The sequence below is a fragment of the Quisquiliibacterium transsilvanicum genome, assembly GCF_014202215.1.
Classification (GTDB): domain Bacteria; phylum Pseudomonadota; class Gammaproteobacteria; order Burkholderiales; family Burkholderiaceae_E; genus Quisquiliibacterium; species Quisquiliibacterium transsilvanicum.
In genome coordinates, this window is the sequence record NZ_JACHGB010000007.1 from 92992 (window position 1) to 114730 (window position 21739).

General features: G+C 71.0%; 11 protein-coding genes. 7 read left to right on the plus strand and 4 right to left on the minus strand.

Annotated features, from left to right (window positions below):
• Window positions 1-47: 47 nt before the first annotated feature.
• Both wecB and HNQ70_RS17480 read right to left on the minus strand, forming a co-directional pair.
• Complete coding sequence (gene wecB / locus HNQ70_RS17475) at window positions 48-1163, minus strand: non-hydrolyzing UDP-N-acetylglucosamine 2-epimerase (protein ID WP_183970170.1); 1116 nt, start codon at window positions 1161-1163, stop codon at window positions 48-50.
• Window positions 1164-1165: 2 nt separating this feature from the next.
• Entirely contained in the window at window positions 1166-3241 is a 2076-nt protein-coding gene (locus tag HNQ70_RS17480) for a glycosyltransferase (RefSeq protein WP_183970172.1), read from the minus strand.
• Between the two features lie 238 nt (window positions 3242-3479).
• Between HNQ70_RS17480 and HNQ70_RS17485 the strand changes: the two genes are divergently transcribed.
• From HNQ70_RS17485 to HNQ70_RS17495, 3 genes are all read left to right on the plus strand, one after another.
• Window positions 3480-4817, plus strand: a complete 1338-nt coding sequence (locus HNQ70_RS17485) for a hypothetical protein (protein ID WP_221302880.1) — start codon at window positions 3480-3482, stop codon at window positions 4815-4817.
• A gap of 69 nt (window positions 4818-4886) precedes the next feature.
• The gene (locus tag HNQ70_RS17490; protein WP_183970176.1) at window positions 4887-6674 is read left to right on the plus strand and encodes a PIG-L family deacetylase; all 1788 of its coding nucleotides are present in this window, start codon (window positions 4887-4889) and stop codon (window positions 6672-6674) included.
• Complete coding sequence (locus HNQ70_RS17495; protein ID WP_183970178.1) at window positions 6671-7606, plus strand: GNAT family N-acetyltransferase; 936 nt, start codon at window positions 6671-6673, stop codon at window positions 7604-7606. Before HNQ70_RS17490 ends, HNQ70_RS17495 begins: the two co-directional genes overlap by 4 nt.
• Here HNQ70_RS17495 and HNQ70_RS17500 read toward each other — a convergent pair.
• Both HNQ70_RS17500 and HNQ70_RS17505 read right to left on the minus strand, forming a co-directional pair.
• Window positions 7600-8652 carry an acyltransferase family protein gene (locus HNQ70_RS17500; protein ID WP_183970180.1) on the minus strand — a complete coding sequence of 351 codons (1053 nt, stop codon included), beginning with the start codon at window positions 8650-8652 and terminating at the stop codon, window positions 7600-7602. The two genes, HNQ70_RS17495 and HNQ70_RS17500, sit on opposite strands and share 7 nt — an antisense overlap.
• Complete coding sequence (locus tag HNQ70_RS17505; protein ID WP_183970182.1) at window positions 8649-9326, minus strand: Crp/Fnr family transcriptional regulator; 678 nt, start codon at window positions 9324-9326, stop codon at window positions 8649-8651. The genes HNQ70_RS17500 and HNQ70_RS17505 overlap by 4 nt, the downstream gene beginning before the upstream one ends.
• A gap of 71 nt (window positions 9327-9397) precedes the next feature.
• Between HNQ70_RS17505 and HNQ70_RS17510 the strand changes: the two genes are divergently transcribed.
• The 4 genes from HNQ70_RS17510 to HNQ70_RS17525 all read left to right on the plus strand — a co-directional run bounded on the left by HNQ70_RS17510 (window position 9398) and on the right by HNQ70_RS17525 (window position 21730).
• Complete coding sequence (locus HNQ70_RS17510; protein WP_183970184.1) at window positions 9398-10723, plus strand: FecR family protein; 1326 nt, start codon at window positions 9398-9400, stop codon at window positions 10721-10723.
• On the plus strand, window positions 10720-12582 hold the full coding sequence (locus HNQ70_RS17515) for a CHASE2 domain-containing protein (protein ID WP_183970186.1): 1863 nt from the start codon (window positions 10720-10722) through the stop codon (window positions 12580-12582). The genes HNQ70_RS17510 and HNQ70_RS17515 overlap by 4 nt, the downstream gene beginning before the upstream one ends.
• The gene (locus HNQ70_RS17520) at window positions 12579-13778 is read left to right on the plus strand and encodes a tetratricopeptide repeat protein (protein ID WP_183970187.1); all 1200 of its coding nucleotides are present in this window, start codon (window positions 12579-12581) and stop codon (window positions 13776-13778) included. Before HNQ70_RS17515 ends, HNQ70_RS17520 begins: the two co-directional genes overlap by 4 nt.
• Before the next feature lie 116 nt (window positions 13779-13894).
• On the plus strand, window positions 13895-21730 hold the full coding sequence (locus HNQ70_RS17525) for a calcium-binding protein (RefSeq protein ID WP_183970189.1): 7836 nt from the start codon (window positions 13895-13897) through the stop codon (window positions 21728-21730).
• Window positions 21731-21739: the final 9 nt, after the last annotated feature.

Consider the following 21739-nt stretch of genomic DNA (forward strand, 5'->3'; position numbering starts at 1 on the left):
TCCTTCGCAGCGGCCCGCGGGGGCGCGGTCGATCCCTTCACGGACGTTCAGGCGTCGAGCGCCCGGCGCACCGTCTCCAGGATGCGTTCCGACGCGCGCCCGTCGCCATAGGGCGAGCCCGCGCCCGCCATCCGCGCGTACAGCGCGGTGTCGCTCAGCAGCGCCTCGGTCGCGTCGACGATGCGCTGCGTGTCGGTGCCCACCAGGAGGTTGGCGCCGAGCGCGACCGCCTCGGGACGCTCGGTCTCGTCGCGCAGCACCAGCACCGGGCGAGCCAGCGCCGGCGCCTCTTCCTGTACCCCGCCGGAGTCGGACAGGATGACCCGCGCGCGCTTCATCAGCCAGCAGAACTCCGGGTAGGCGCAGGGCTCGACCAGGCGCACGTTGGCCAGGCCGCGCAGCAGCAGGTCGGTGGTCTGGCGCACCGCGGGGTTGGGGTGCACCGGGAAGACGAAATCCAGCTCCGGGTGGCGCGCGGCCAGCGTGGCGATCGCGTCGCAGATGCGCGCCATCGCGGCGCCGTGGTTCTCGCGCCGGTGCGCGGTGACCAGCACGAAGTCACGCCCCGGTGTCACCGGCAGGCCGGCGGGCTCGGGCTCGGCGAGCACCGCCTGCAGCGCGTCGATCACCGTGTTGCCGGTGACCTCGATGTCCGCCGCTGCGATGCCCTCTGCGAGCAGGTTGTCGCGCGCAGCGCCGGTGGGCGCGAAGTGCCAGCGCGTCATCCGCGAGGTCAGCACCCGGTTCATCTCCTCGGGGAAGGGCAGCAGCGGGTTGCCGGTGCGCAGCCCCGCCTCGACGTGCGCGAACGGCACCTGGCGGAAGAAGCAGGCCAGACTGGTGGCCAGCACGCTCACGGTGTCGCCCTGGCCGAACACCGCATCCGGGCGCGCCCGCTCCAGCAGTGCGTCGAAGCCCTGCAGGATGCGCGCGGTGACCGCGGCCAGCGCCTGGCCGGGCAGCATCGCATGCAGGTCGTGCGCCACTTTCAGCCCGAAGTGATCGACGATCGGCTGCACCAGATCGCGGTGCTGGCCGGTGAGCACCAGCTCGCAGCGCGCCCAGCCGCTGCGTTCGATCGCCAGCACCAGCGGCGCCAGCTTGATCGCTTCCGGGCGGGTGCCGATCACCACCAGCAGGTGCTTGCGTGAGTCCTGGTTCATCGTCATCGGCGGGGCAGGCTCTCGGGCCGGTAAGTGTGCGGTTTCCAGGGGCCCCACTTCTCTTCGTAGAGCTTGCGGCTGCGCTCGAAGATCGCCTGGCGGCGCGCATGGCTCTCGGCGTTGAAGGAGGCGGAGAGCTCGTGATAGACGAACACGTCCTCGGCGCAGCCGACGCGCAGGCCCGCCTCGCGCAGACGCATGCAGTAGTCGTCGTCCTCGAAGTAGCCGGGAAAGAAGCGCTCGTCCATCGGACCGATCCGCTCCCAGATCCTGCGCGGGATCATCACGCAGAAGAAGGCGGCGATCGACAGTGGCAGCAGCTTTCCGGTGCGCGCCAGGTTGTAGCGGCGCGCGCTGGCGAAGACCTCTTCCGGCGTGGCGCCGGGCAGCGCCACCTGGGCCTCGTTGCCGATGTTGTTGGTGACCGGGCAGAGCAGGCCGAGGCCGGGGTCGCGCTGCAGGTGCCGGCGCAGGCCGCGGGCCCAGCCCGGGCTGACGATGGTGTCGTTGTTGAGGATCACCAGGTACTCGCCGCTGGCCCTGGCCATGCCGGAATTGACGCCGCCGCCGAAGCCAAGGTTCTCGGCGTTCAGCACCGCGATCCTGCGCCCGGGCGCTTCCCGTTCCCATTCGCGCAGCCGCTCGGCGGTCTCGTCGGCGGACGCGTTGTCCACCACGATCACCTCGGTGGGCGCGCCGTCGGTGCAGGCCTCGAGGCTCTCCAGGCAGCGCCGGGTCAGCGGCCACTGGTTGTAGGCGACCACCACCACGCTCACCGTCGGCTCGTCGCTGCAGTCCTCGGCGGCCTGCTCGAAGGCGGCGGCGCGATGCTGCCAGGTCTGCTCGCGCGCGAAGCCCATGCGGCGCGCGCGCAGCGCATCGGCGCCGGGGTCGTTGCGCTCGGCCAGCGCCGTTCGCAGCGCGGCGCCGAAGGCCTCGTGGTCGGTGGCGCGGTAGACCAGGCCGTCCATCGCCCGCAGCTCGGGCAGGTCGGTGCCCGCCACCGGCTTGCCGGCGCTCAGGTACTCGTAGACCTTCACCGGGTTGGTCGCCAGCGTCAGCGCATTGACCCTGAAGGGAATCAGGCAGGCGTCGAAGGCGGCCAGCCAGCGCGGCAGCTCCGCATAGGGCTTCTCGCCCAGCAGGCGCACGTTGGCACGATGGCGCAGCGCGCGGCCGGCGCCGGCGGTGTCGTCGCCGATCAGCTGGAAATCGCAGCCGGGCAGCTCGCCGGCCAGCCGGTCGATCAGCTCCAGGTCGAACCACTCGGCGATCGCGCCGTAGTAGCCGACCACCGGCCGGCGCGCCGAGGTCCCCGCGGCGGCGTCCGAGGCCGCGCGCAGCGCGACCGCGGCGTGGAAGTGCCCGTACTCGCCGGCGTTGCGGATCAGCTCGACGCGCCGAGCCAGCGGCCGCGCCTGCCCTTCCAGCATGGTCGAGGTCACCACGGTGAGGTCGGACAGCGCGAACGACTGCCGCTCGAGCTCCACGTGCGCGTCCGCCGTGTTGGCGAAACCGGCGTGATGGTCCATGCAGTCGTAGACGGTGCGCGCGGTCGGGAAGAAGCCGGCCACCGGATGCCAGAAGGGATGCTGAACCACGCTCACCGCGGCGCCGATGTCCGCGTGCAGCCACAGCGCGCGCAGGCTGGCGCGCAATTGAGCGAGTTGCGCGTCGTCGGCCTGCATCGCGTAGACGCTGAGCGGTCCGCGTACCCGCAGGAAGACCTGGTACAGCGGCAGCTGCGCGTCGAGCCGCTCCACCGAGAAGCCGGGCTCGGCCGCGTCGACGAAGTTCACCGACACGTAGAACACCCGGCGTCCGCCGCGCGCCACCGCCAGCGCCAGCTGCTGCGGCCGCTGGTGGCGGAAGTGCCAGTCGATGACGCCGAAGAACAGGTAGTCGCGCATGCCGGGGGCTGCCGGCTCGAAGGGCGGATGCTCCTGCGCGCCGGTGACCGTCGGATCGAGGGACGAATGCCGCTGCGCGGCGGCGCCCGGGTCGCCGAAGGCGTCCTCACTGCGGCCGGCCAGGCGGTTGCGCCAGCGCCTGCGCAGGCTGCCGATGCGGTGACGCATCGCGGGACTCAGGGGCAGGGCGGAATAGATTCGGCGCAGCAAGAGGGCGGGCTCCAGGGCTTCGGGCGGACGGTGCGGCGGGGGAGGGGCTTCCGGTCCGCGGGGATCGGCGGTCCGGGGGCGCGGTCGCGGGCCGTAGTTTAATGCGCCACGGTCTACACTTGCGCCTCCCCGAAGACCCAGGACCGCCCCCCCAGCCCCCCGCATGACCCGGAACCGCTCAACGATCGCCGGCCTGATGCTCGCGACGGCCATTCCGGTCGTCGCAGTGGCCTATGCGCTGCAGGTGCTCAACGGCGTGCCGCTGGCCGACGAGTGGCGCTGGCTGCGCAACCTGCTGATCCCGCACCTGCGCGGCGAGATCGGCTTCGGCGACTACCTCGCCGGCGAGTACGCCTTCCTCGGCCACACTCATTTCCTCACGCTGCTGGCCTTCTACCTGGATCACCGCTGGGCCGGGCTCGACCTGGAGCGGCTGGCGCAGTTCGGGCTGGTCTTCTATGTCGCGGGCTATGCGCTGCTGGTGTCGTACCTGAGGGCGCACGAGCCGCGGCCAGCGCCTGCCCAGTGGCTGGCGCTGGCGGCGCTGGCGGCGGCATACTTCCCGCTGACCACCGATTTCCCCTGGGGGCTGGTGGTCTTCGAGTACCTCTATTACTTCGGCGCGCTGGCGCTGCTGCTGGTATTCGACGCCTACCTGCGCGGCCGGCTGGCCTTGTGGGCGCCGGTGCTGGGCTTCTTCCTTGCGCCGGTGCTGCTCGAGTCCTTCGGGCCGGTGGCGGTGGCCGCCTGCCTGGCGGTGTACTTCGCAGGCTTCCGTCGCCGCGCCGGCGGGCTGCTGGCGCCGGTGGCACTGGTGCTCGGCCACGTGGCTGCGTGGCTGCTGATGTACCTGCTGCTGGGCGCCGGCCAGCCCACCGCGTCCACCTCGCGCTGGGTGGTGATGCAGGCGCTGCTGGCCAATCCGCAGGACGTCGTCCTGTCGCTGCTGATCTCGCTGTCGCAGCCGCTGGCGGACCGGGCGGTGCTGGGCCACTGGCTCCCGGAGGGCTTCCGGTGGGCGCAGGCGGCGATCGGCCTGGCCGGCGGCGCGCTGGTGCTGGCGGTGCTGTGGACCTGGCGGCGGCGGCTTCGCGCCGGCGACAGCGAGCTGCCGCTGCTGCTGGCCGCCTTTTCGCTGGCCGCCTGGGCGCTGATCCTGCTCACCCGCTACCTGGACTTCGGCGTGGCGGTGATGGACGCGCAGCGCTTTACCCGCTTCTTTGTCCCCTGGTATCTGGCGGTGGCCGCCGCGCTCTACCTCGGGCGCTTCAGGCTTGCCCAGGCCGCGACGGTGCTGGCGCTGCTGCTGGTTCCGTTCCTGTGCGGCGCGGCCTTCCAGTTCCGCAACGCGGTCCACGTCAACGCCTACTTCGACGGCGCCGCGCAGGCGCTGCGCCAGGAGCCGCCCGATTCGCAGGCGCTGTCGCGCTACATCGGCCAGTGCGGGCAGTCCTACTGCGACGACACCATCAGCTTCCTGCGCGGCTCCGGCCTGCCGCTGTTCCGGGCCGGCCAGGCGGCTCCCGCGCAGTAGAATCCCCCGCATCCGGCCACGGCTGCTGCGCGCGTCGCGGGCCCCGCCCGACCCTCCCCACCGACCCGCATGCGCGACCGCCAGACCGAAGCCCAGTACTACCCCCGCGAGTTCATGCCGCTGCAGGATCTCGACGACGTGCTCTGCGTCGCGCCGCATCCGGACGACGAGGTGTTCGGCGCCGGCGGCCTGCTGACGCTGCTCGCTGCGCAGGGGCGGCGCGTGCGCTGCGTGGTGCTCAGCCGTGGCGAGCGCGCCGAAGGCGATCCCTCGGGCGAGCTTGCCGCGCTGCGCATGGACGAGTCCCGCCGCGCCGCGCGCGTGCTGGGCCTGCCCGAGCCGCGCTTCCGCGACTGGCCCGACCGGGGAATGACCTACGGCGAGCCGCTGATCGCCGACCTCGCCGCGCAGATCATGGAGGCCGGCGCGCGCGTGCTGCTGCTGCCTTCGCTGTCCGAGCCGCACCCTGACCACCAGGTGGCTGCGCTGGCCGGGATGGCCGCCGCGCAGCGCAGCGCCACGGTGCGCACGCTGCTCTTCTACGAGGTGGGTGCGCCGATGCACCCCAATGCGCTGGTGGACATCTCCGCAGTCGCCGGGCGCAAGTGGCAGGCGATGCGCGAGTTCGCCTCGCAGGAGGCGATCCAGCCCTACGAGGCCCAGGCCCGCGCGCTGGCCACGTTGCGCGCCTTCGGCGCCCCCGGCGGCTGCACAGCCGCCGAGGCCTTCTTCCGGGTCGAGGCCGATGCGCTGCTCAGCCGCGGCGCCGGCGCCGCGCTGCCGCTGTGGCCTTTGGCGCGCGCGCGCGCGCAGCTGGCCAACGGGCCGGACGAGCTGCCGCTGGTCAGCGTGCTGGTGCGCAGCATGGACCGCCCGCAGCTCGCCGAGGCGATCGCCTCGGTGGCGGCCCAGACCTGGTCCAACCTCGAAGTGGTGGTGCTCAATGCCAGCGGCCGCGCGCATTCGCCGCTGGTGGCGGCGCCCGCGGGGATGCCGCTGCGCCTGGTCCAGCCCGGCCTGGACGAGGGCGGGGCGCCCAGGGCCTGCGGCCGCGCCGCGGCGGCCAACCGGGCGCTGCAGGCGGCGCGCGGCGAGTTCGCGCTCTTCCTCGACGACGACGACCTGATCCACCCCGGCCACCTGGAGCGGCTGATGGCGGCGCTGCGGGCGAGGCCGGCAGCGGTGGCGGCCTACGGCGGGGTGCGGGTCGAAGGGCCGGACGGCACCTTCCTGCGGGACTACGACCTGCCCTGGTCGCCCGAGCGCCTGCAGGGCATCAACTTTCTGCCGATGCACGCGGTGCTGTTCCGGATGGCGCCGGTGCGCGCCCCGGGCCTGCGCTTCGACGAGTCGCTGCCGGTCCTCGAGGACTGGGAATTCTGGCGCGGGCTGGCGGCGCTGGGCGATTTCGTCCACTGCCCCGGCGTCTCGGCGCTCTACCGGCAGGCGCATGGCGACTCCGGCGTCGGCACGCCCGGTCACCCCAACCACTGGCAGCGCTGGCACCGGCTGCTGCTCGAGCGCGGGCTGGAAGGCGCCACGCCGCAGCGCTGCGCCGACCTGCTCGCCTGGCATGCGATCGAAGTCGACCGGCTGCAGGTCCGCGAGGAACGGCTGCAGGCGCAGCTGGGCGAGCGCGACGCGGCGCAGGAGCAGCTGCGGCGCAGCAGCGCTGCGGAACTGGGCGCGCTGCGTGCTGAGCTGGGCGCACGGCAGGCCGAGCACGGCGAGCTCGCGCGCGAGCGGGCGCTGCTGCGCAGCGAGCTCGCGATGATCACCGTCTCGCGCTCCTGGCGGATCACGCGCCCCTTGCGCGCGCTCACCGGCTGGCTGCACCGGCTGCGGGGGCGGGCTTGAGCTTCGAGATCCTGGAGCTGCCGCAGGAGGAGATCGACGCGGCCTGCGCACTCTTCTCGGGCGTCTACGGTCATCCGATCGAGCCCGGCCAGTGGCGCTGGAAGTACCTGTTGGGGCCACGGCTGGGGCAGGTCAACATGGCGGCGCGCAGCCCGGACGGGCAGTGGGTCGGCCATGCCGGAGCCATCGTCTTCCCCGGCAGCTGGCAGGGGCGCGCGATGCCGATGGCGCAGGTCTGCGACATCATGGTCGATCGCCGCGCGCGCGGCGGCCTGTCGCGCGAGGGCGTCTACCCGCGCCTGGTGGCGGCGCTGCGCGAGGCGCTGCGCACCCGCTACCCCGGCGTCTACGCCTACGGCTTCCCCGGCGAGCGGCCGTTCCGGCTGGGCGAACGCATCGGCTTCTACCGCCGGCTCTACCAGTGCCGCGAGGCCAGCATTCCCCTGGACGCCCCGGCGGCCAGTGGCGCCTGGGCCTGGTCCGCGCGGCCGCTCGACTGGCAGCAGGCCGAAGCGCTGCTGGACCGCGCCTGGTCCAGGCTCGGCCCGCAGCAGCCTGTGCCCATGGTGGCGCGCACCGGTGCCTGGCTGGCCTGGCGATACCGCGACCACCCGGGTCATGCCTACCGCCTCTGGATGCTGCGGCACTGGTTCGGGCGGTCGGGCTGGCTGGTGACCCGGGCGATGCCGGACGGCGCGCTGTGCGTCGTCGACGCGCTGCTGCCGCGTGCGTCCGATGCCCCGGCCGCCTGCTCCGCGCTGCGCATCGAGCTCACGCGCGAAACCGCCGGCGGGGGGGCGGTGCTCAGCACCTGGCTCGATGTGCCCGGGGCGGCGGACACGCCGATCGTGGGCACCGAGTTCCTCGCAGAGCGCTGGCATACGGACCTGCCGGCGCCGAAGTTCCAGCCGGGCGATACGGACGTTTATTGAGGGACGCGCATCGCCAGGTTGCGGCCGAACTTGCGCCAGGGGTCTTCCCACAACTGGTAGAGCAGCCAGGCGCCGGCCAGGGTGAGCGCACAGCCCGCCAGCAGCGCCAGCGCCGGGCCCAGCCGGGCCGCGTGAGGCTCCACCACCCGCAGCGCGGCGATGTGCAGCAGGTAGGTGCCGTAGCTCAGGCGGCCGGCCCAGTTGGCGAACCACACGGTGCGCGCCGATGCGCGGCCGCGCGGCAGCGCGGTGGCCGCCACCATCGCCGCGAAGCACAGCGCCGCCAGCCAGCTGACCTGGCCGCGCAGCGGGCCGGCGTTCAGGCCTGCATCGCCCTGCGCGGCGAACAGTGCCGCAAGAAACAGCCATCCCGCCAGCCCCGCCGCCAGCAGCCCGAGCCGCGCCGCCGCGCCGCGCAGGAGCGGTGCCAGACGCCAGGCGCAGGCGCCCAGCAGGAACTCCAGCCCCATTCCCGGCAGGTGGTGCAGCCAGACGAAGGCCAGGTTGGCCGCGCCGGCGTCGCTCGCATTGCCGATCGCCAGCCGCAGCAGCAGCGCACCGGCCACCAGCGCTGCGAAGCGCCCCGGCCGCCCGCCGGTGAAGGCCGCCAGCAGCGGCAGCAGCAGGTAATACTCCACCTCGGAGGGCAGGCTCCAGAAGGCGGGGTTGTAGTAGAAGCTCATCTCGCGCGACTGCAGGTGCGCGAACACCATGTGCTGCCAGACGTATTCCAGCGGCCCGCCGGCCTGCCACTTCATCAGCAGGTAGATGCCCAGCGCCAGCAGGTAGGCCGGGTAGATCCGGAAGAAGCGCCGCACCGCGAAGGCCCTGGCCTGCACCGGGCGCCCGAACAGGTAGGGCGCGAACACGAAGCCGCTGAGCACGAAGAACAGGTCCACCCCGGTGAAGGCGAAGCGCAGCAGCGGCAGGTCCAGCCCCGCCAGCGGATGCAGGTGGGCATACACCACCAGCCAGGCGGCCAGCCCCCGCCAGGCTTCGAGCGTCCAGAGGGTCTCTTCCTGCGCGGGACGGCCGGCGGCGCTCACAGCCCCACCTTGGTGTCGCCCTGCGCCAGCTCCTGCAGCCGCTCGTGGCTGACCACCCGCCACAGCTCCCCCTCGCGGCGCAGGATGCCGTCGGCCTGCAGGCGCTGCAGAATCCGGGTGACCGATTCGCGCGTGGTGTTCAGCCGCCAGGCGAGCTCGGCGTGCGTGTGCAGCGAGATCAGGTCGGCGCCGGCGGCATGCCAGATCAGCCAGGTGCACAGCCGCGCGCCCACCGGATGCACCGCCAGGATCTTCTGCCAGCCCAGGAAGTCGCAGACCTGCTGGGCCATGTCAGTGGCCACGTGCAGGCTCATCTGGCCGTGCTGGAACAGCGCCATCGCGTCGTCCGGCGTCATCACCGCCAGCGTCGACGGGGTCATCGCCATCCAGGTGAGCGCGATGGGGCGCGGCGCCATCAGGTTGGCATGCCCGAACACCCCGCCGGCCTCGATGGTGGTCAGCGCCACCTCCCGCCCGTCGATGGTGTAGTCGATCGCCTGCACCCGCCCCTGCAGCACCAGCCCCAGTCCGTTGAACGGATGGTTGCCGGAGAGCAACACTTCGCGGCGCTTGAGAGGGACGATCTCCATCCGCTCGGAGGCCTGCTCCAGCACGGCGTCAGGCGCCTGTGCGAACAGCGCGCAGGCCCGGAGCGCTAGGCTCGAAACCGGCATCTAGTCAACACCTTCGAGCGTACGGCCGGTAGAATCGTTTTCCGGTTGTCTGCGAACTCTTGGAGCCATCGATGCTGCGTGCATGCCTGAAAGCCGCGTTCCTGCTGCTGATGCTGGCCGCATCTGCGCTCAGGGCCGAGCCCGCTTCGGTCGCGCGCGTGGCCCTGGCGGTGGGCGAGGCCACGCGGGTGAATGCCGCCGGTCGCGCCGAGCCCCTGCGCCTGGGAGTGCAGCTGTCCGACGGCGACCGTATTATCACTGGAAAGGATGCCATCGCCATTCTGGTGTTCTCGGATCAGGGGCGGGTGTCGCTGCGCGCGGATACCGAGCTGATCATCCACCGCTACAAGATCGATCCCGCCGGCGCCGACACCCGGCTGGAGCTGGAGCTGGTGCGCGGCGCGATGCGCCAGATTTCCGGTGACGCCGCCCGCCTGCAGCCCGAGCGCTACCGCCTGAATACCCCGGTGGCCGCGATCGGCGTGCGCGGCACCGACTTCCTCGCCAAGTTCGCCGGCGGCGCCATGGAGACCCTGGTGCACGAGGGCATGATCGTGGTGTCGCCCTCGGGCGCGTCCTGCGCCGCGGCGGGCTGCGGGCAGCCGGTGACGCTGTCGGCTTCGGATGCCGGGCACTACCTGCGCGTGCTGTCCAGCGGCGAGGTCGAACGCCGCGCCATCGATGCCGAGGACGTCGAGCGTCTGTTCGGCATCCGGCTGGTCGGCGGCGCCCGGGGCGCGCCCGGCGTGGTCTTCGTCGCCGGCGGCGGCTCCGACGCCTTCCGGAGCCTCAATGGCCGCGACGGCTGGATGGGCAACGGCTCCGACCTCGCTTCCGACCAGTTCCCTGATCTCTCCTCGCTGCCGCAGTCCCCGCCGCCCGCGCCGGGCACTGCGCTGCCCACCCAGCTCGTCTGGGGCCGTTTCAGCAACGTCGACCAGCTTCCGATGCAGTTGCCGGTGGCATTCGCACTCGCCAGCCAGGGCCGTCACGTCACCGTGGGCGAGCTGGGCCGCTACGTGCTGTGGCGCGACGATCCGTCCGGCCGGCTCGATCCCGGCCTGAGCGGCCAGGTGCAGTTCAACCTCGCAGCAGCTGAAGCCGTGTTCTCGGGCGCCGCCGGCATCTCGGAGGCCCAGGTGCGCGCAGCCTCGCTTGCCGTCGACTTCGACCGGTCCGCGTTCGGCGCCGGGGTCACCGTCTCCCACGCCAGCACCGGCGACGTCGCCTTCAGCGTCAACGGCCGTATCAACAACGAGGGCATGTTCTGGGCCGGCAACGGCGCCGAGCGTGTCGCGGGCGCCCTGAGCCGCGATGGCCGCGAGGCCGGCTACCTGTTCACCAAGGAGCACGCGCAGGGCACGTTCCGGGGCGTCACCTTGTGGAACGCCCGTTGATCCTGGGCAGGGCGGGGCGACGCTGGCACCTTCTCCTGCTCGCACTGGCCCTGGTGGCCGGCGCGCTGCTCTCGCAGGTCCGCTTCTCCGCCTGGGCTGACGCCCAGCTGCACGACGCTCTCACCCGCTGGATTCCGCCGCGCGCGGCGCCCGCGAAGGTGGTGATGGTCGACATTGACGAGCACAGCATTGCCGAACTCGGCCCCTGGCCCTGGCCGCGCACCGTTGTCGCCGAACTGATCCAGAGCCTGCGTCAGCGCGGCGCCCGCCTGCAGGTCTGGGACGCCTTCTTTCCCGAGGTCGCGGCCGGCGATGCGCGCCTTCAGGAGGTGCTCGACGCCGCCCAACCGCCCGACGTGGTGATCGGCCAGGTGCCGGTGATCGACCCGCAGGTGCAGGACCCGCCGCACGAGGGAACCCTGCGCGCGGCCGCCGATGCCCCCGATCTCTGCTCCGACCACTCCCCGCTGACCGGCCAGCTCGGCGTTGCGCAGAGCCTGGACCCGCCCTTCGTCGGCCACCTGGCCGCCACCCCGGACTCGGACGGCCGCCTGCGCCGCCTGCCCGCCCAGCTCTGCCAGGACGGCCGGCGCTACCCTCAGCTGGTGGTCGCGGCCGCCGCGGCGCTCGAGCCGGGCGCCGGCTGGGTGCTGCGCGACGGCGCCTTCCCCTTCGGTCCGCACCGCTGGCTGGAGCGCGGCGAGCTCGCGTTCGCGCTGGACGAGGAGGGCCGGCTGCCGGTGCCCTACCACCGGCCGCACGGCGCCTGGCCTGCGATCAGCGCGGCCCGCCTGCTCGACCCCGCCGCCACCGTGATGCCGCTGCAGGGCGCGGTGGTGGTGGTGGGCGCCACCGCGCTGGGCCTGGGCGACACGGCCAACACCCCCCTTCATCCCAAGGCCCCCGGCGCCAGCGTCCATGCCGAGCTGCTGGGCGCCGCCCTGGAGCGCGACTGGATCCTGCCGCCGCGCTCGCCGGCCTTCCTGTCGGCGCTGATGGTCGGCGGCATCGGCCTGCTGCTGCTGCCGCGCGCCCAGACCCGCAACCGTCCGCTGTGGCTGGCCATGGGCCTTGCGCTGGCGCTGCTCGCGCCGGTGCTGGCGGCCGCGCTGGGCCGCGTGTGCGGGGTGGCGCTGCCCGTCAGCGCGCCGGCGATGGCGCTGGTGGGCTGCCTGCTGAGCCTGATGCTGCTGGACGTCGGCGCCGAGCGCCGCCAGGCGCGCCGGCTGGAGGAGCACCTGGAGAGCTTCCTGCCCCGCGGGCTGGCGCACGAGATCGCGCTGCAGAACCCGAGCGGCGAAAGCCTGGGCAAGCCCTGCCACGGCGTGCTGATGGCGCTGCGAGTGGTGGGGCTGGAGCGCTGGACCGCGTCGGTCGACAGTCTGCAGGCGCTGGCCCTGGTCCACGCAGTGAGCACGCTGGCCGAGCGCGGCGCCCACCGGCACGGCGGCGCCCTGGAGCACGTGCAGGGCGAGACGCTGCTGCTGGCCTGGCCGGACGGCGACGCCGCCAGCGTCCGCTCGGCGATCGCCGCGGCCCGCGAACTGCTCGGCGAGCTCGCCGGCCTGTTGCAGCGCAACGAAAGCCAGCGCCATCCGCTGGGCGCGCGCGCCGCGCTCGAGGTCGGTCCCTTCCTGCTGGGCGTGGCCGGCTCGCGCGCCAGCCGCCGGCCGCTGCTGCTCGGGCCGGCCGCCGACGTGGTGCTGGCCATGCTGGCGATGTGCGACGAGCTGGCCAGCCAGCTGCTGGTCGGGGCACAGGCCGCCGCCGCCCGCCCCGGCGAGGCGCTGCACCCGCTGGGCCATTTCCTGCTGCCGGATCAACCCGAAGCCCGCCCGCTGTTCCGGGTGGACGTGTGAGGACGCTGCTCGCGCTCCTGCTGTGCGGCCTGTTCCTGCGAGCCGCTTGCGCCGCTCCGGTGGCGCCCGAGGCCGAGGCCGAACAGGCCTTCGCCCAGGCGATGCGCTCGCTGGAGGCTGGCGAGTGGGGCCAGGCCGAGCTGCTCTTCGAGCGCAGCCTGATGCTGAACCCCGAGCACGCCGCGGCGCGGCTGGAGCTTGCGGGGCTGCTGGCGCGCCGGGGCCGGCTGGAGGCCGCCCGCGCGCTGATCGAGAGCCTGGTGGACGACCCGCGCACGCCGCCGGACCACCGCGAGCGGCTGCAGGCCATGCTCGTGGAGACCGACCGGGCGCTGGCCGCCCAGGCCCGCGCGGGGCGCGACGGCGCCGACCTGGCCTCCGTCCGTCCGCCGCCGGCCGAAACCACTGCCGAGATCTACGCCGGCTGGTCCCGCAACCCCCTGGCGCGAGCCGACCTGCGGCAGCTCACGCTGACCTTCCCCGAGGGCTCGATCACCCTGCCTGTGGCCCGCGACGTGCGTCCGGCCGGCCTGATGGGCGTCACGCTGCGCCGCAGCGTGCCCGGCGGCTGGGGCTTCCAGGCAAACCTGGAGCGCATCTTCGGCAACGAGGACAGCGCCGCCCACCGCCTGTCCGTTCACGGCCGCCTTCCGTGGGCCGGGAGCGGCGCGGTGGGATGGGCGCAATGGTCGGCCCAGACGCAGCGAGCGTATGATGGCGCCACGCGGCATGCGCTGGGCGCGTCGGCAGGCGGCCGGGACTGGCGCCTGTCCGGCGGCGGGTTCGACGAGCCCAGCCTGGCGCGCCAGGGCGTCTACCTGCGGCTGGAAGGGGCCTCGCGGCCCCATCCACAGCTTCAGGCCCTGGCTTACGCAGAGCTGGAACACGCCTGGAGCGGTCCTCCCAGCTTCGTCCGGATGGGCGCCATGGCCTCCTGGGCCCCGGCGCCCCGCTGGGTGTTGCTGGGGCACGTCAGCGCGCATCGGGACCTGTCGGGGTACAGTCCTCTGCTCGAAGACGGCGCCGCCCGGGAGATGCTCAGCGCCAACCTGTCGCTGGAGCGGGCCTGGGAGCCCGGGCCGGGCACCTGGCAGCTCCTGGGCAGGCTGTATGGAGGAAGAAGGTGGAGCAACCTGGAACTGTTCACGTATCGCGACGCGGGTGTCCAGGTCAGCCTGAGACGCCGGTGGCAGTAGTCTCCAAACAACACTGGTGATGCCCATCACCAGCCGGAACAAGAGTTCTAACTAAAATCCGAATTGGATCGGCCGAAGTGCCGGCCGAAACATGATTTCCTAAAAGGAGAGCTTGAATGGCTTTGACCCAAGCAACCAAGACCGAGCTGTACCGCTTCTTCGTGATCGCCTTCGACGCGGCCCCTGGCACCACGTACATGAGCCAACTGGCCGAGGCCTCCGAGTCCGGCATGTCCGTGCAGGAGATCGTCGAGGTCTTCACGACCAAGCCGCAGTTCACGGACGTCTACCCCAACTTCCTGACCAACGAGCAGTTCGCTTCCCGCCTGGTCGAGAACGTGGTGGGCGAGTCCGCCAGCGCTGCCGCCAAGGCCGAGGCCGAGGCCGACGTCGCGGGTGCGCTCAACGCCGGCTGGTCGCGTGGCGAAGTCATCTACACCATCTTCAACAACCTGGCCGGCAAGTCCTACAGCGACCCGGTCTGGGGCGGCACTGCCCAGCAGATGGCCAACCAGGTTGCTGTTGCCCAGTACTACACCGAAGAGGGTGTGGCGGGTAACGACACCACCGATCTGGCCACGCTGCAGGCCGCGATCGCCGCAGTCGACGCCGGTACCGACGTCTCCTCGCCGGCCGCCATCGAAGCCGCGATCGCCGCTGGGCTGGCCCCGCTGATCACCTCCTACAGCCTCGATGCCGACCTCGCGTCCGCCACCGACGGCGACACCGTGCTGTTCACGCTGGCGACCACGCCCGCGCTCGCGAACGCCACGTACACCTACACGCTGTCGGGCGTCGACGCGGCCGATGTGGTCGGCGGCCAGCTCACCGGCACCGTCACCACCGACTCCACCGGCCAGGCGGTCATCCAGGTTTCGCTGAACCCGAACACCGCCAACGTGCTCGGCACCGAGCTCTCCGTGTCCGTCGATGCGCCCACCGGACCGGTCAGCGCCGCGGTCACCCTGGCCGACACCCTGCCCCCGGTGGTCAACGAGGTCCTCGCCCTGACCACGGGCACCGACATCCTCACCGGCGGCGCCGGCGACGACCGCATCTTCGGCGCCGCGTATGGCGCTGGCGGCAGCACCTACCAAGGTGGCGACTTCATCAACGGCGGCGAGGGCATCGACACCCTGCAGCTCGAGATCTCCGCCAACCTCCCGGTGTTCACCGGCAACGCCACGGTCGAGAACGTCGAGAACATCGAGATCCGCGCCAACGGCATGTCCGGCGCCACCATCGGCTTCACCAACTACGACGGTGCGGTCGAGCAGGTCCACGTCAAGGAGTCCACCGCCGACGTCCGCCTGCAGGACCTGCAGAGCGTTCCGGTCGTCAACATCGACGACATGACCGGTGACACCCACATCGACGTGGATGCGCAGGTCGCCGCCGGCGAATCCGATGCCATCCAGCTCGAAGTCCGCGAGATCGGCCGCGCGGCCGAGGGCGCCAAGCCCGAGATCACCGTCGACGACGCCCTCGAGACCATCAACATCCAGGACCTGGGCACGGCGGCCACCGAGAGCAACTTCATCCTCTCGAGCGACCACACCGGCACCGGCTTCACCCAGGTGAACATCAGCGACGACGCCGATGACACCGAGCAGAGCGGCGTCACGCTCACCATCGAGGACGTGTATTCGTCCGGCGAGACCGTCAGCGTCGACAGCACCGCCTACGCCGGCAACCTGGTGATCGACGTCGACGGCGTCGACACCCTGGTCAGCGGCATCGGCGACGACGAGGTCATCGCGGGTGACGCGCTGGGCGACACCGACGAGCGCGTGCCCTCCGGCGAAGACTACGCCGGCAGCATCACCACCAATGACGGCGACGACACCGTCCGCCTCGGCATGAACCTGGCGGGTGTCGTCTACACCGGCACCGGCGACGACGAGGTCACGCTGGCCCAGGTCTTCGGCGAAGACAACGTCGAAGAGGGCTGGGGTGACATGCTCTCCGGCTCGGGTATCGATGCCGGCGACGGCAACGACGCGGTCCGCGTCGGCAACATGGATTCCGGCTCGCTGATGGACGGCGGTGCCGGCAACGACACCCTCCAGGTTCTCGGCTCCGGTGGTGACGTCGAGGTGGGCGCCGCCCTGTTTGGCGGCGCCGGCAACGACACCATCCGGGTCGACGACGACGTGCACGGCATCGTCAATGCCGGTACCGACAACGACACCGTGAGCGTCGGCGACAACGTCACCGGCCAGGTCGTCGGCGGCGATGGCAACGACTCCATCAGCGTCGGTGGCAATGTCGGCAACGACGAGCCGATCGGTGGGGACGCCCCGGAGATCACGGGCGGCGCAGGTAACGACACCATCGACGTCTTCGGCGACCTGCTGGACGACGGCATCGTCGACGCCGGCGCGGGCAACGACTGGGTCTTCATCCGCGGCAACATCGACGCCAATGACGACGGCGTGGGCGACTGGGGCTACCCCACGCCTGCGCAGCTGCTGCTGGGCGAGGGCGACGACCAGGGCCGTGTCTGGGGTGAGGTCAACGGCCTCATCGACGCCGGCACGGGCAACGACACCGTCTACCTGAACGACGACAGCAATGTCGATGCCAACAACGGCGACCTGAACCTCGGTACCGTCCTGCTCGGCGACGGCAACGATGTGCTGCGTGTCACCAACGCCGACATCCAGGCCTCGGCCGACGTCGACGGTGGTGCCGGCGACGACGAACTGGTGATGCGCACCTACCGGCTCGACGGTTACCAGGAGGCGAACATCCTCGCGGTGACCAGCGACATCGTCGATCCGAACAACATCGTCGGCATCGAGACGCTGAGCCTGAACGTCGATGCGATCGTGACGCCTGCCGACGAGCAGCATGACGGCGTGTTCAACGTCAACCTCGACGCGATCGACGGCACGCTCGACACGATCAACCTGCGCGACAACGACGGCACCGCTCGTGCCAACCTCGAGAACATCGACGGCGAGCAGATCAACCTGTCCTCGAATGGCGCCTACGACGGTGCCTGGGGCATCGCCGGCGACTGGGATGTGCGCGTCGACGCCGAAAGCGGCAACCAGGCTTCGTCCACCACGCTGAACGTGGCGCTCGAGGGCACGAACTCCTTCGATGCCAAGGTCAAGGACGCCGAGTACTTCAGCACGCTGAACCTCGAGAACAACGGCACCACCGGTGCGCGTTCGGTCAAGCTCGACGGCAATGACGGCGACAGCAACGACACCACGCTGCTGATCGGCGGCGACGCCACCGGCGACCTCACCGTGATGCGCGCAGCGCAGAACACCGTGGACGGCACCGCCTACGCCGGCAATGTCTACCTGCAGGTCGAGGACGAGGACTTCGGCAGCCAGGACGAGGCCAGCGAGAGCAAGACCATCCTGCTGGGCGACGGCAACGACTACGTCGACTTCACCAAGGACGCGCTCGACGGCACCGACAGCCTGTCCCTGGGCGGCGGCCGCGACACCCTGGCCATCGACAACTCCGTCCGCGACATCACCCCGAACGACCAGGACGGCGTGTTCCAGGATGTGGACGCCGAAGTCCTCGAGACCAACGGTGACGCCGGTAGCGTGCTCGAGGTCACGGTCGAGGACGACCTGCTGATCGACACCCTGCTGGTTCGCAACGACCGCAACAACGTCACCGAGCGCGGCAACGTCGACTTCGACATCGACGAAGACTTCAACGACCAGGCCGACTCGCCCGAGAAGGTCACCGTCGACGTGATGTCCTCCGACATCAACATCGACAACGGTGCAGACGTCGACGTCGACCTGTTCCTGTGGTCCAACGAGGGCTACAGCAACGCCGATCCCTTCGCTGCGCTGAACAACGGCGGCGGCGCCGGCGGCGCTGGCGCCATCTTCGACGAAACCGGCGACGGTGAAGTCAACGTGTTCGTCGCGGTGAACCAGCTCGGCGGCGCCACCAACATGTCCAACGACGAGGACACCACCGTCGCAGGCAATGTCGAGCTCGTGGTCGAAGACGGCGAGATCGACAGCCTCACCCTGCTGGACACCCAGCAGGGCGAGAACGGCACCATCACGGTGAAGTTCGACGACGCCTGGGTCCACAACGGTGACATCACGGTCGACGCCAGCGGCGTGGTCAACAACGACTGGACCGTGCTGGACGCCAACACCGACACCGGCGGCATGCGCTTCTTCGGCATCATGGAAGACGACGCCGAGCTGACGGTCCTGGGTACCCAGAACGACGACGTCATCATGGGCGGCCAGGATGACGACGAGCTCTATGGCAACGACGGCGACGACACCATCTGGGGCGACCCGATGGAAGGTCAGCCGGTTGCGCCCGGCACCCAGGGCGAAGGTTCGGTGGACTTCGACGAGACGGACGACGTCGAGGCGGGTGACACCTACTCGGTGACGGTCGGTACCCAGACCTTCACCTGGACCGCCGACAGCGATGACGACACCGTTGCCGACGCGGTCACCGCGCTGGCCGCGGACATCAACGGCGCCAATGTGGATGGCGACGCCTCTGCCGACGTTGCCGCGGTTGCCGACACCACCACCGGCACCATCACCATCACCGGCATCGACGTGGATGACGAGTTCGGCACGAACTACGCGCTGGGCGAGTCCTTCACGGTCACCGCCGAGTCGCAGAACCGTCCGACCGCGGTGCTCAACGTCGCGGATTCGCTCTACGACGTCGGCGACGTGGTGCGCGTGACCATCGACGGCCAACCCTACGACTACACGGTCGTGCTTGGCGACGGCGAGAACGAGATCGCCGCAGGCCTGGCCGCGCTGATCTCGGCCGGCGCGCAGATGACCGCCGAAGCGGGCGGCAATGGCGAGATCACCCTCTACGGGAACACGCCGGCCACCGCCTACGCGATCTCCACCTCCTTCGCTCCCGACCTGGTGACCGAGCCGGCCACGCCCAACAGCGTGACGGTCACGTTCACCGGCGTGGATGCCGGCGAGACGGTCACCGCGCAGTTCTCGGGCGGCGTGTCGGTCACCGCCAGCAGCGTCGAGGCACTGGCCACGGCGATCAACGGCAACGCAACGCTGTCCGCCTGGACGGCGGCCGGTGACAACGTTACCGGCATCCTGACGCTGACCGCGGACGTCCCCGGCGCTCTGCCGACGGAGCCCGGCTTTGTCAGCGCCCTGGTCACCGGCGGCGACGGCGGCAGCGCCACCTTCGTCACCACCAGCGGAACGGACGAGGTTGTCCGCACCGACAACACCGAGCCCACCATCGAGGCCCGCCAGGCAGCCTTCACCTTCGACGACGCGTTCTACGACGCGGGCGACGAGGTGGTGGTCACGATCGACGGCACTCCCTACAGCTACGTGCTGCCGGGCGCCGACGACACGAACCACGACGGCGCCGCCGTTGCGACGGTGTTGCAGGCCAACCTGCCGCTGCCGGCCGGGTTCACTGCGTCTGTGGTCGACAACGTCCTGACGATCACTGCGCCTGCCGGCACCACTGCCGCGTTCTCGATCGAGATCGTCGACGTGGCTCCGGTGGATGCGCAGCCCGAGATCGTTACGCTCGACTTCTCCGGCGCGCTGCCGGGTGGCACGCTGTCGGTCGACTTCGACGGCACCGTGATCACTGGCGCCGACCTCGCAACGCTTGCTTCGAACATCAACGCCTCCGCCGACGTCAGCGGTACCGACGGCTTCGACGCGACCGTGGACGGGACCAACCTGGTCCTGACCGGGCCTGCGTCCGGTGCCGAGCCGGCAGTTGTCGTGACTGGCGCCGCGGTTTCCACCGCGTCGCCGGTGGCGCCCGCTACGGTGGTCGCTCCTTCGGTCGCCGTGGCTGAGGTGATCGAGGGTGGGGTCCAGGCGCTCGGCACGCTCGACATATTCGCGGTCACGGTCGACGGTGTCGAGTACCTGAGCCAGGAAGTCGCGGGCTCCAACCTGGCAACCGGTGAGGCGGTTGCCGCGCTGATCGAGGCGGGCACCACCGAGTGGACCGCAAGCGCCTCGGGCACGGTTTCTGGTCCCCTGACGCTGACGCTCACGGGCCCGGCCGATGGGTCCGAGCCCACGGAGCTCGTTACTGCGTTCACCGAGTACAACCAAATCGGTGCGGCCACGACTCCCGTGCCGGACGTCGCAGGGCAGATGCTGGTCGCGGCCGTCGTGACGATCGACATGTCGGCAGTCACCGCCTACAGCAACATCACGGTGACCTTCGGCGTCGAGGGGCAGCCGAACCAGCTGCTGTCCGCGGCAACGGTGGCTGATCTGGCCACGGCGATCAATGCGAACGCGACGATTGCCTCGCTTTGGACTGCCTCGGTCGATGCCGGCAACCTGATCCTCACCGGTCCGAGCGACGGCACGGATCCGGCGGATGCAGTCGTCCAGGAGCCCGCGGTTGATATCCTCGATGCCAACATCGTCGGCACCGGCACGGTATCGTTCAACACCACCACGCTGCCGGTCTCGACGGTGGTCCAGTGGGAGCAGCAGCGCGATTTCGCGGCGGTCGATACCGCCAGCGAGCTGGCGTGGGTCGAATTGGCCGATGGCTCCTACTACTTCGTGCCGTTCAACACGGACGCGGCGACCACCGTGTCCAACCTCGCGGCGGCGATCAACGCCGACACGGCGACGACCGGGCTCACCGCCTCGTCCGCCGGCTCGGTGCTGACGCTCACCGGCCCTGCTGATGGCTCGACGCCGGCGCAGACGCCGACCGAGTACTACGTCTACGATTCGACGCCTGACGTCGACCCGGCTACCGGCCCGACCCTGGTCACCGAGAGCGAGCCTGCGGTTCAGCAGGTCGTGACCTACGACCTGACCGCGGCGGATACGGCCACCGAGTCGGTGCGCATCACGTTCGCGAACGGCGAGGTGTTCACCGTGGCCTTCGATACCGACGCGGCGACGACCGCAGCGGCCCTGGCCGCCGCGATCAACGCCGATTCGGCGGAGAATGGCGACGTGGGTGACCCGCTGACCACCTGGACGGCCACCGCCGTCGGGGCTGTCCTGACCCTCACCGGCCCGGCTTCGGGTGTGGCGGCGGGTATCGGGGTGACTTCCGTCGAGATCGTGGATTCGACTCCGGTGGTCCCGGTGCTGACGCAGGAGTCCTGGGAGAACCTCGACAACACCAACCCGGTGGTGACGGTGGTTTCCGGCCTGGAGAACGGCCCCGAGAGCGCGACGGATGTCGACGGTGTTGCGGCGCCGGTTGCTGACGGCTTCGGTGATGACTTCATCTCCGGCGGCAACGGCAACGACGCACTGCTGGGCATGCGTGGCAACGACACGCTGAACGGCGACGCCGGCGACGACTCGCTCGACGGTGGCGAGGGCGACGACCTGCTGTCCGGCGGCATCGGCGACGACGACCTGATGGGCGGCCTCGGCAACGACCTGCTCAACGGTGATGCCGGCGAGGATGTGCTCGACGGTGGCGAGGGCAACGACCAGCTGAACGGCGGCGCCGATGACGACCAGCTTGCTGGCGGCGCCGGGTCCGACACGCTGGACGGTGGTGCCGGTGACGACGTGCTCAACGGTGACGGCGGCCAGGACTTCCTGACCGGTGGCGCCGGCGCGGACATCTTCGTGTTCGCGGGCAATGCCTTCACCAACACCTCGGACAGCACCGGCAGCAAGCTCTTCGCGGACGCGATCGCCGACTTCTCGGTGGCCGAGGACGTGATCCAGCTGAACCTGACGGATGCCTTCGGCGATGCGCTGACCGCAACCTTCTACGACAGCGTGTTCGGCGGCACCGAGCTGCAGGCCGCGCTGGTGGATGGTGGTGGCCAGGCTGGCCGGGTGGTGTTCGACGAGTTCTCGAGCCTGCTGTACGTCGACACCAACGGTGACGGCGTTGTGGCTCCGACCAGCGGTGGCGACCTCGTCATCAACCTGGTGGGTGTCACGTCCGGCTTCGACGCGGACAACATCGTCGGCACCGTCTGACGCTGCAGC

What these genes read in the sequence shown, in the direction of transcription:
- wecB (WP_183970170.1), bottom strand. Translation starts at nt 1,163, where the DNA reads ATGAACCAGGACTCACGCAAGCACCTGCTGGTGGTGATCGGCACCCGC.
- HNQ70_RS17480 (WP_183970172.1), bottom strand. Translation starts at nt 3,241, where the DNA reads ATGCGTCACCGCATCGGCAGCCTGCGCAGGCGCTGGCGCAACCGCCTG.
- HNQ70_RS17485 (WP_221302880.1), top strand. Translation starts at nt 3,480, where the DNA reads ATGCTCGCGACGGCCATTCCGGTCGTCGCAGTGGCCTATGCGCTGCAG.
- HNQ70_RS17490 (WP_183970176.1), top strand. Translation starts at nt 4,887, where the DNA reads ATGCGCGACCGCCAGACCGAAGCCCAGTACTACCCCCGCGAGTTCATG.
- HNQ70_RS17505 (WP_183970182.1), bottom strand. Translation starts at nt 9,326, where the DNA reads ATGCCGGTTTCGAGCCTAGCGCTCCGGGCCTGCGCGCTGTTCGCACAG.
- HNQ70_RS17510 (WP_183970184.1), top strand. Translation starts at nt 9,398, where the DNA reads ATGCTGCGTGCATGCCTGAAAGCCGCGTTCCTGCTGCTGATGCTGGCC.
- HNQ70_RS17525 (WP_183970189.1), top strand. Translation starts at nt 13,895, where the DNA reads ATGGCTTTGACCCAAGCAACCAAGACCGAGCTGTACCGCTTCTTCGTG.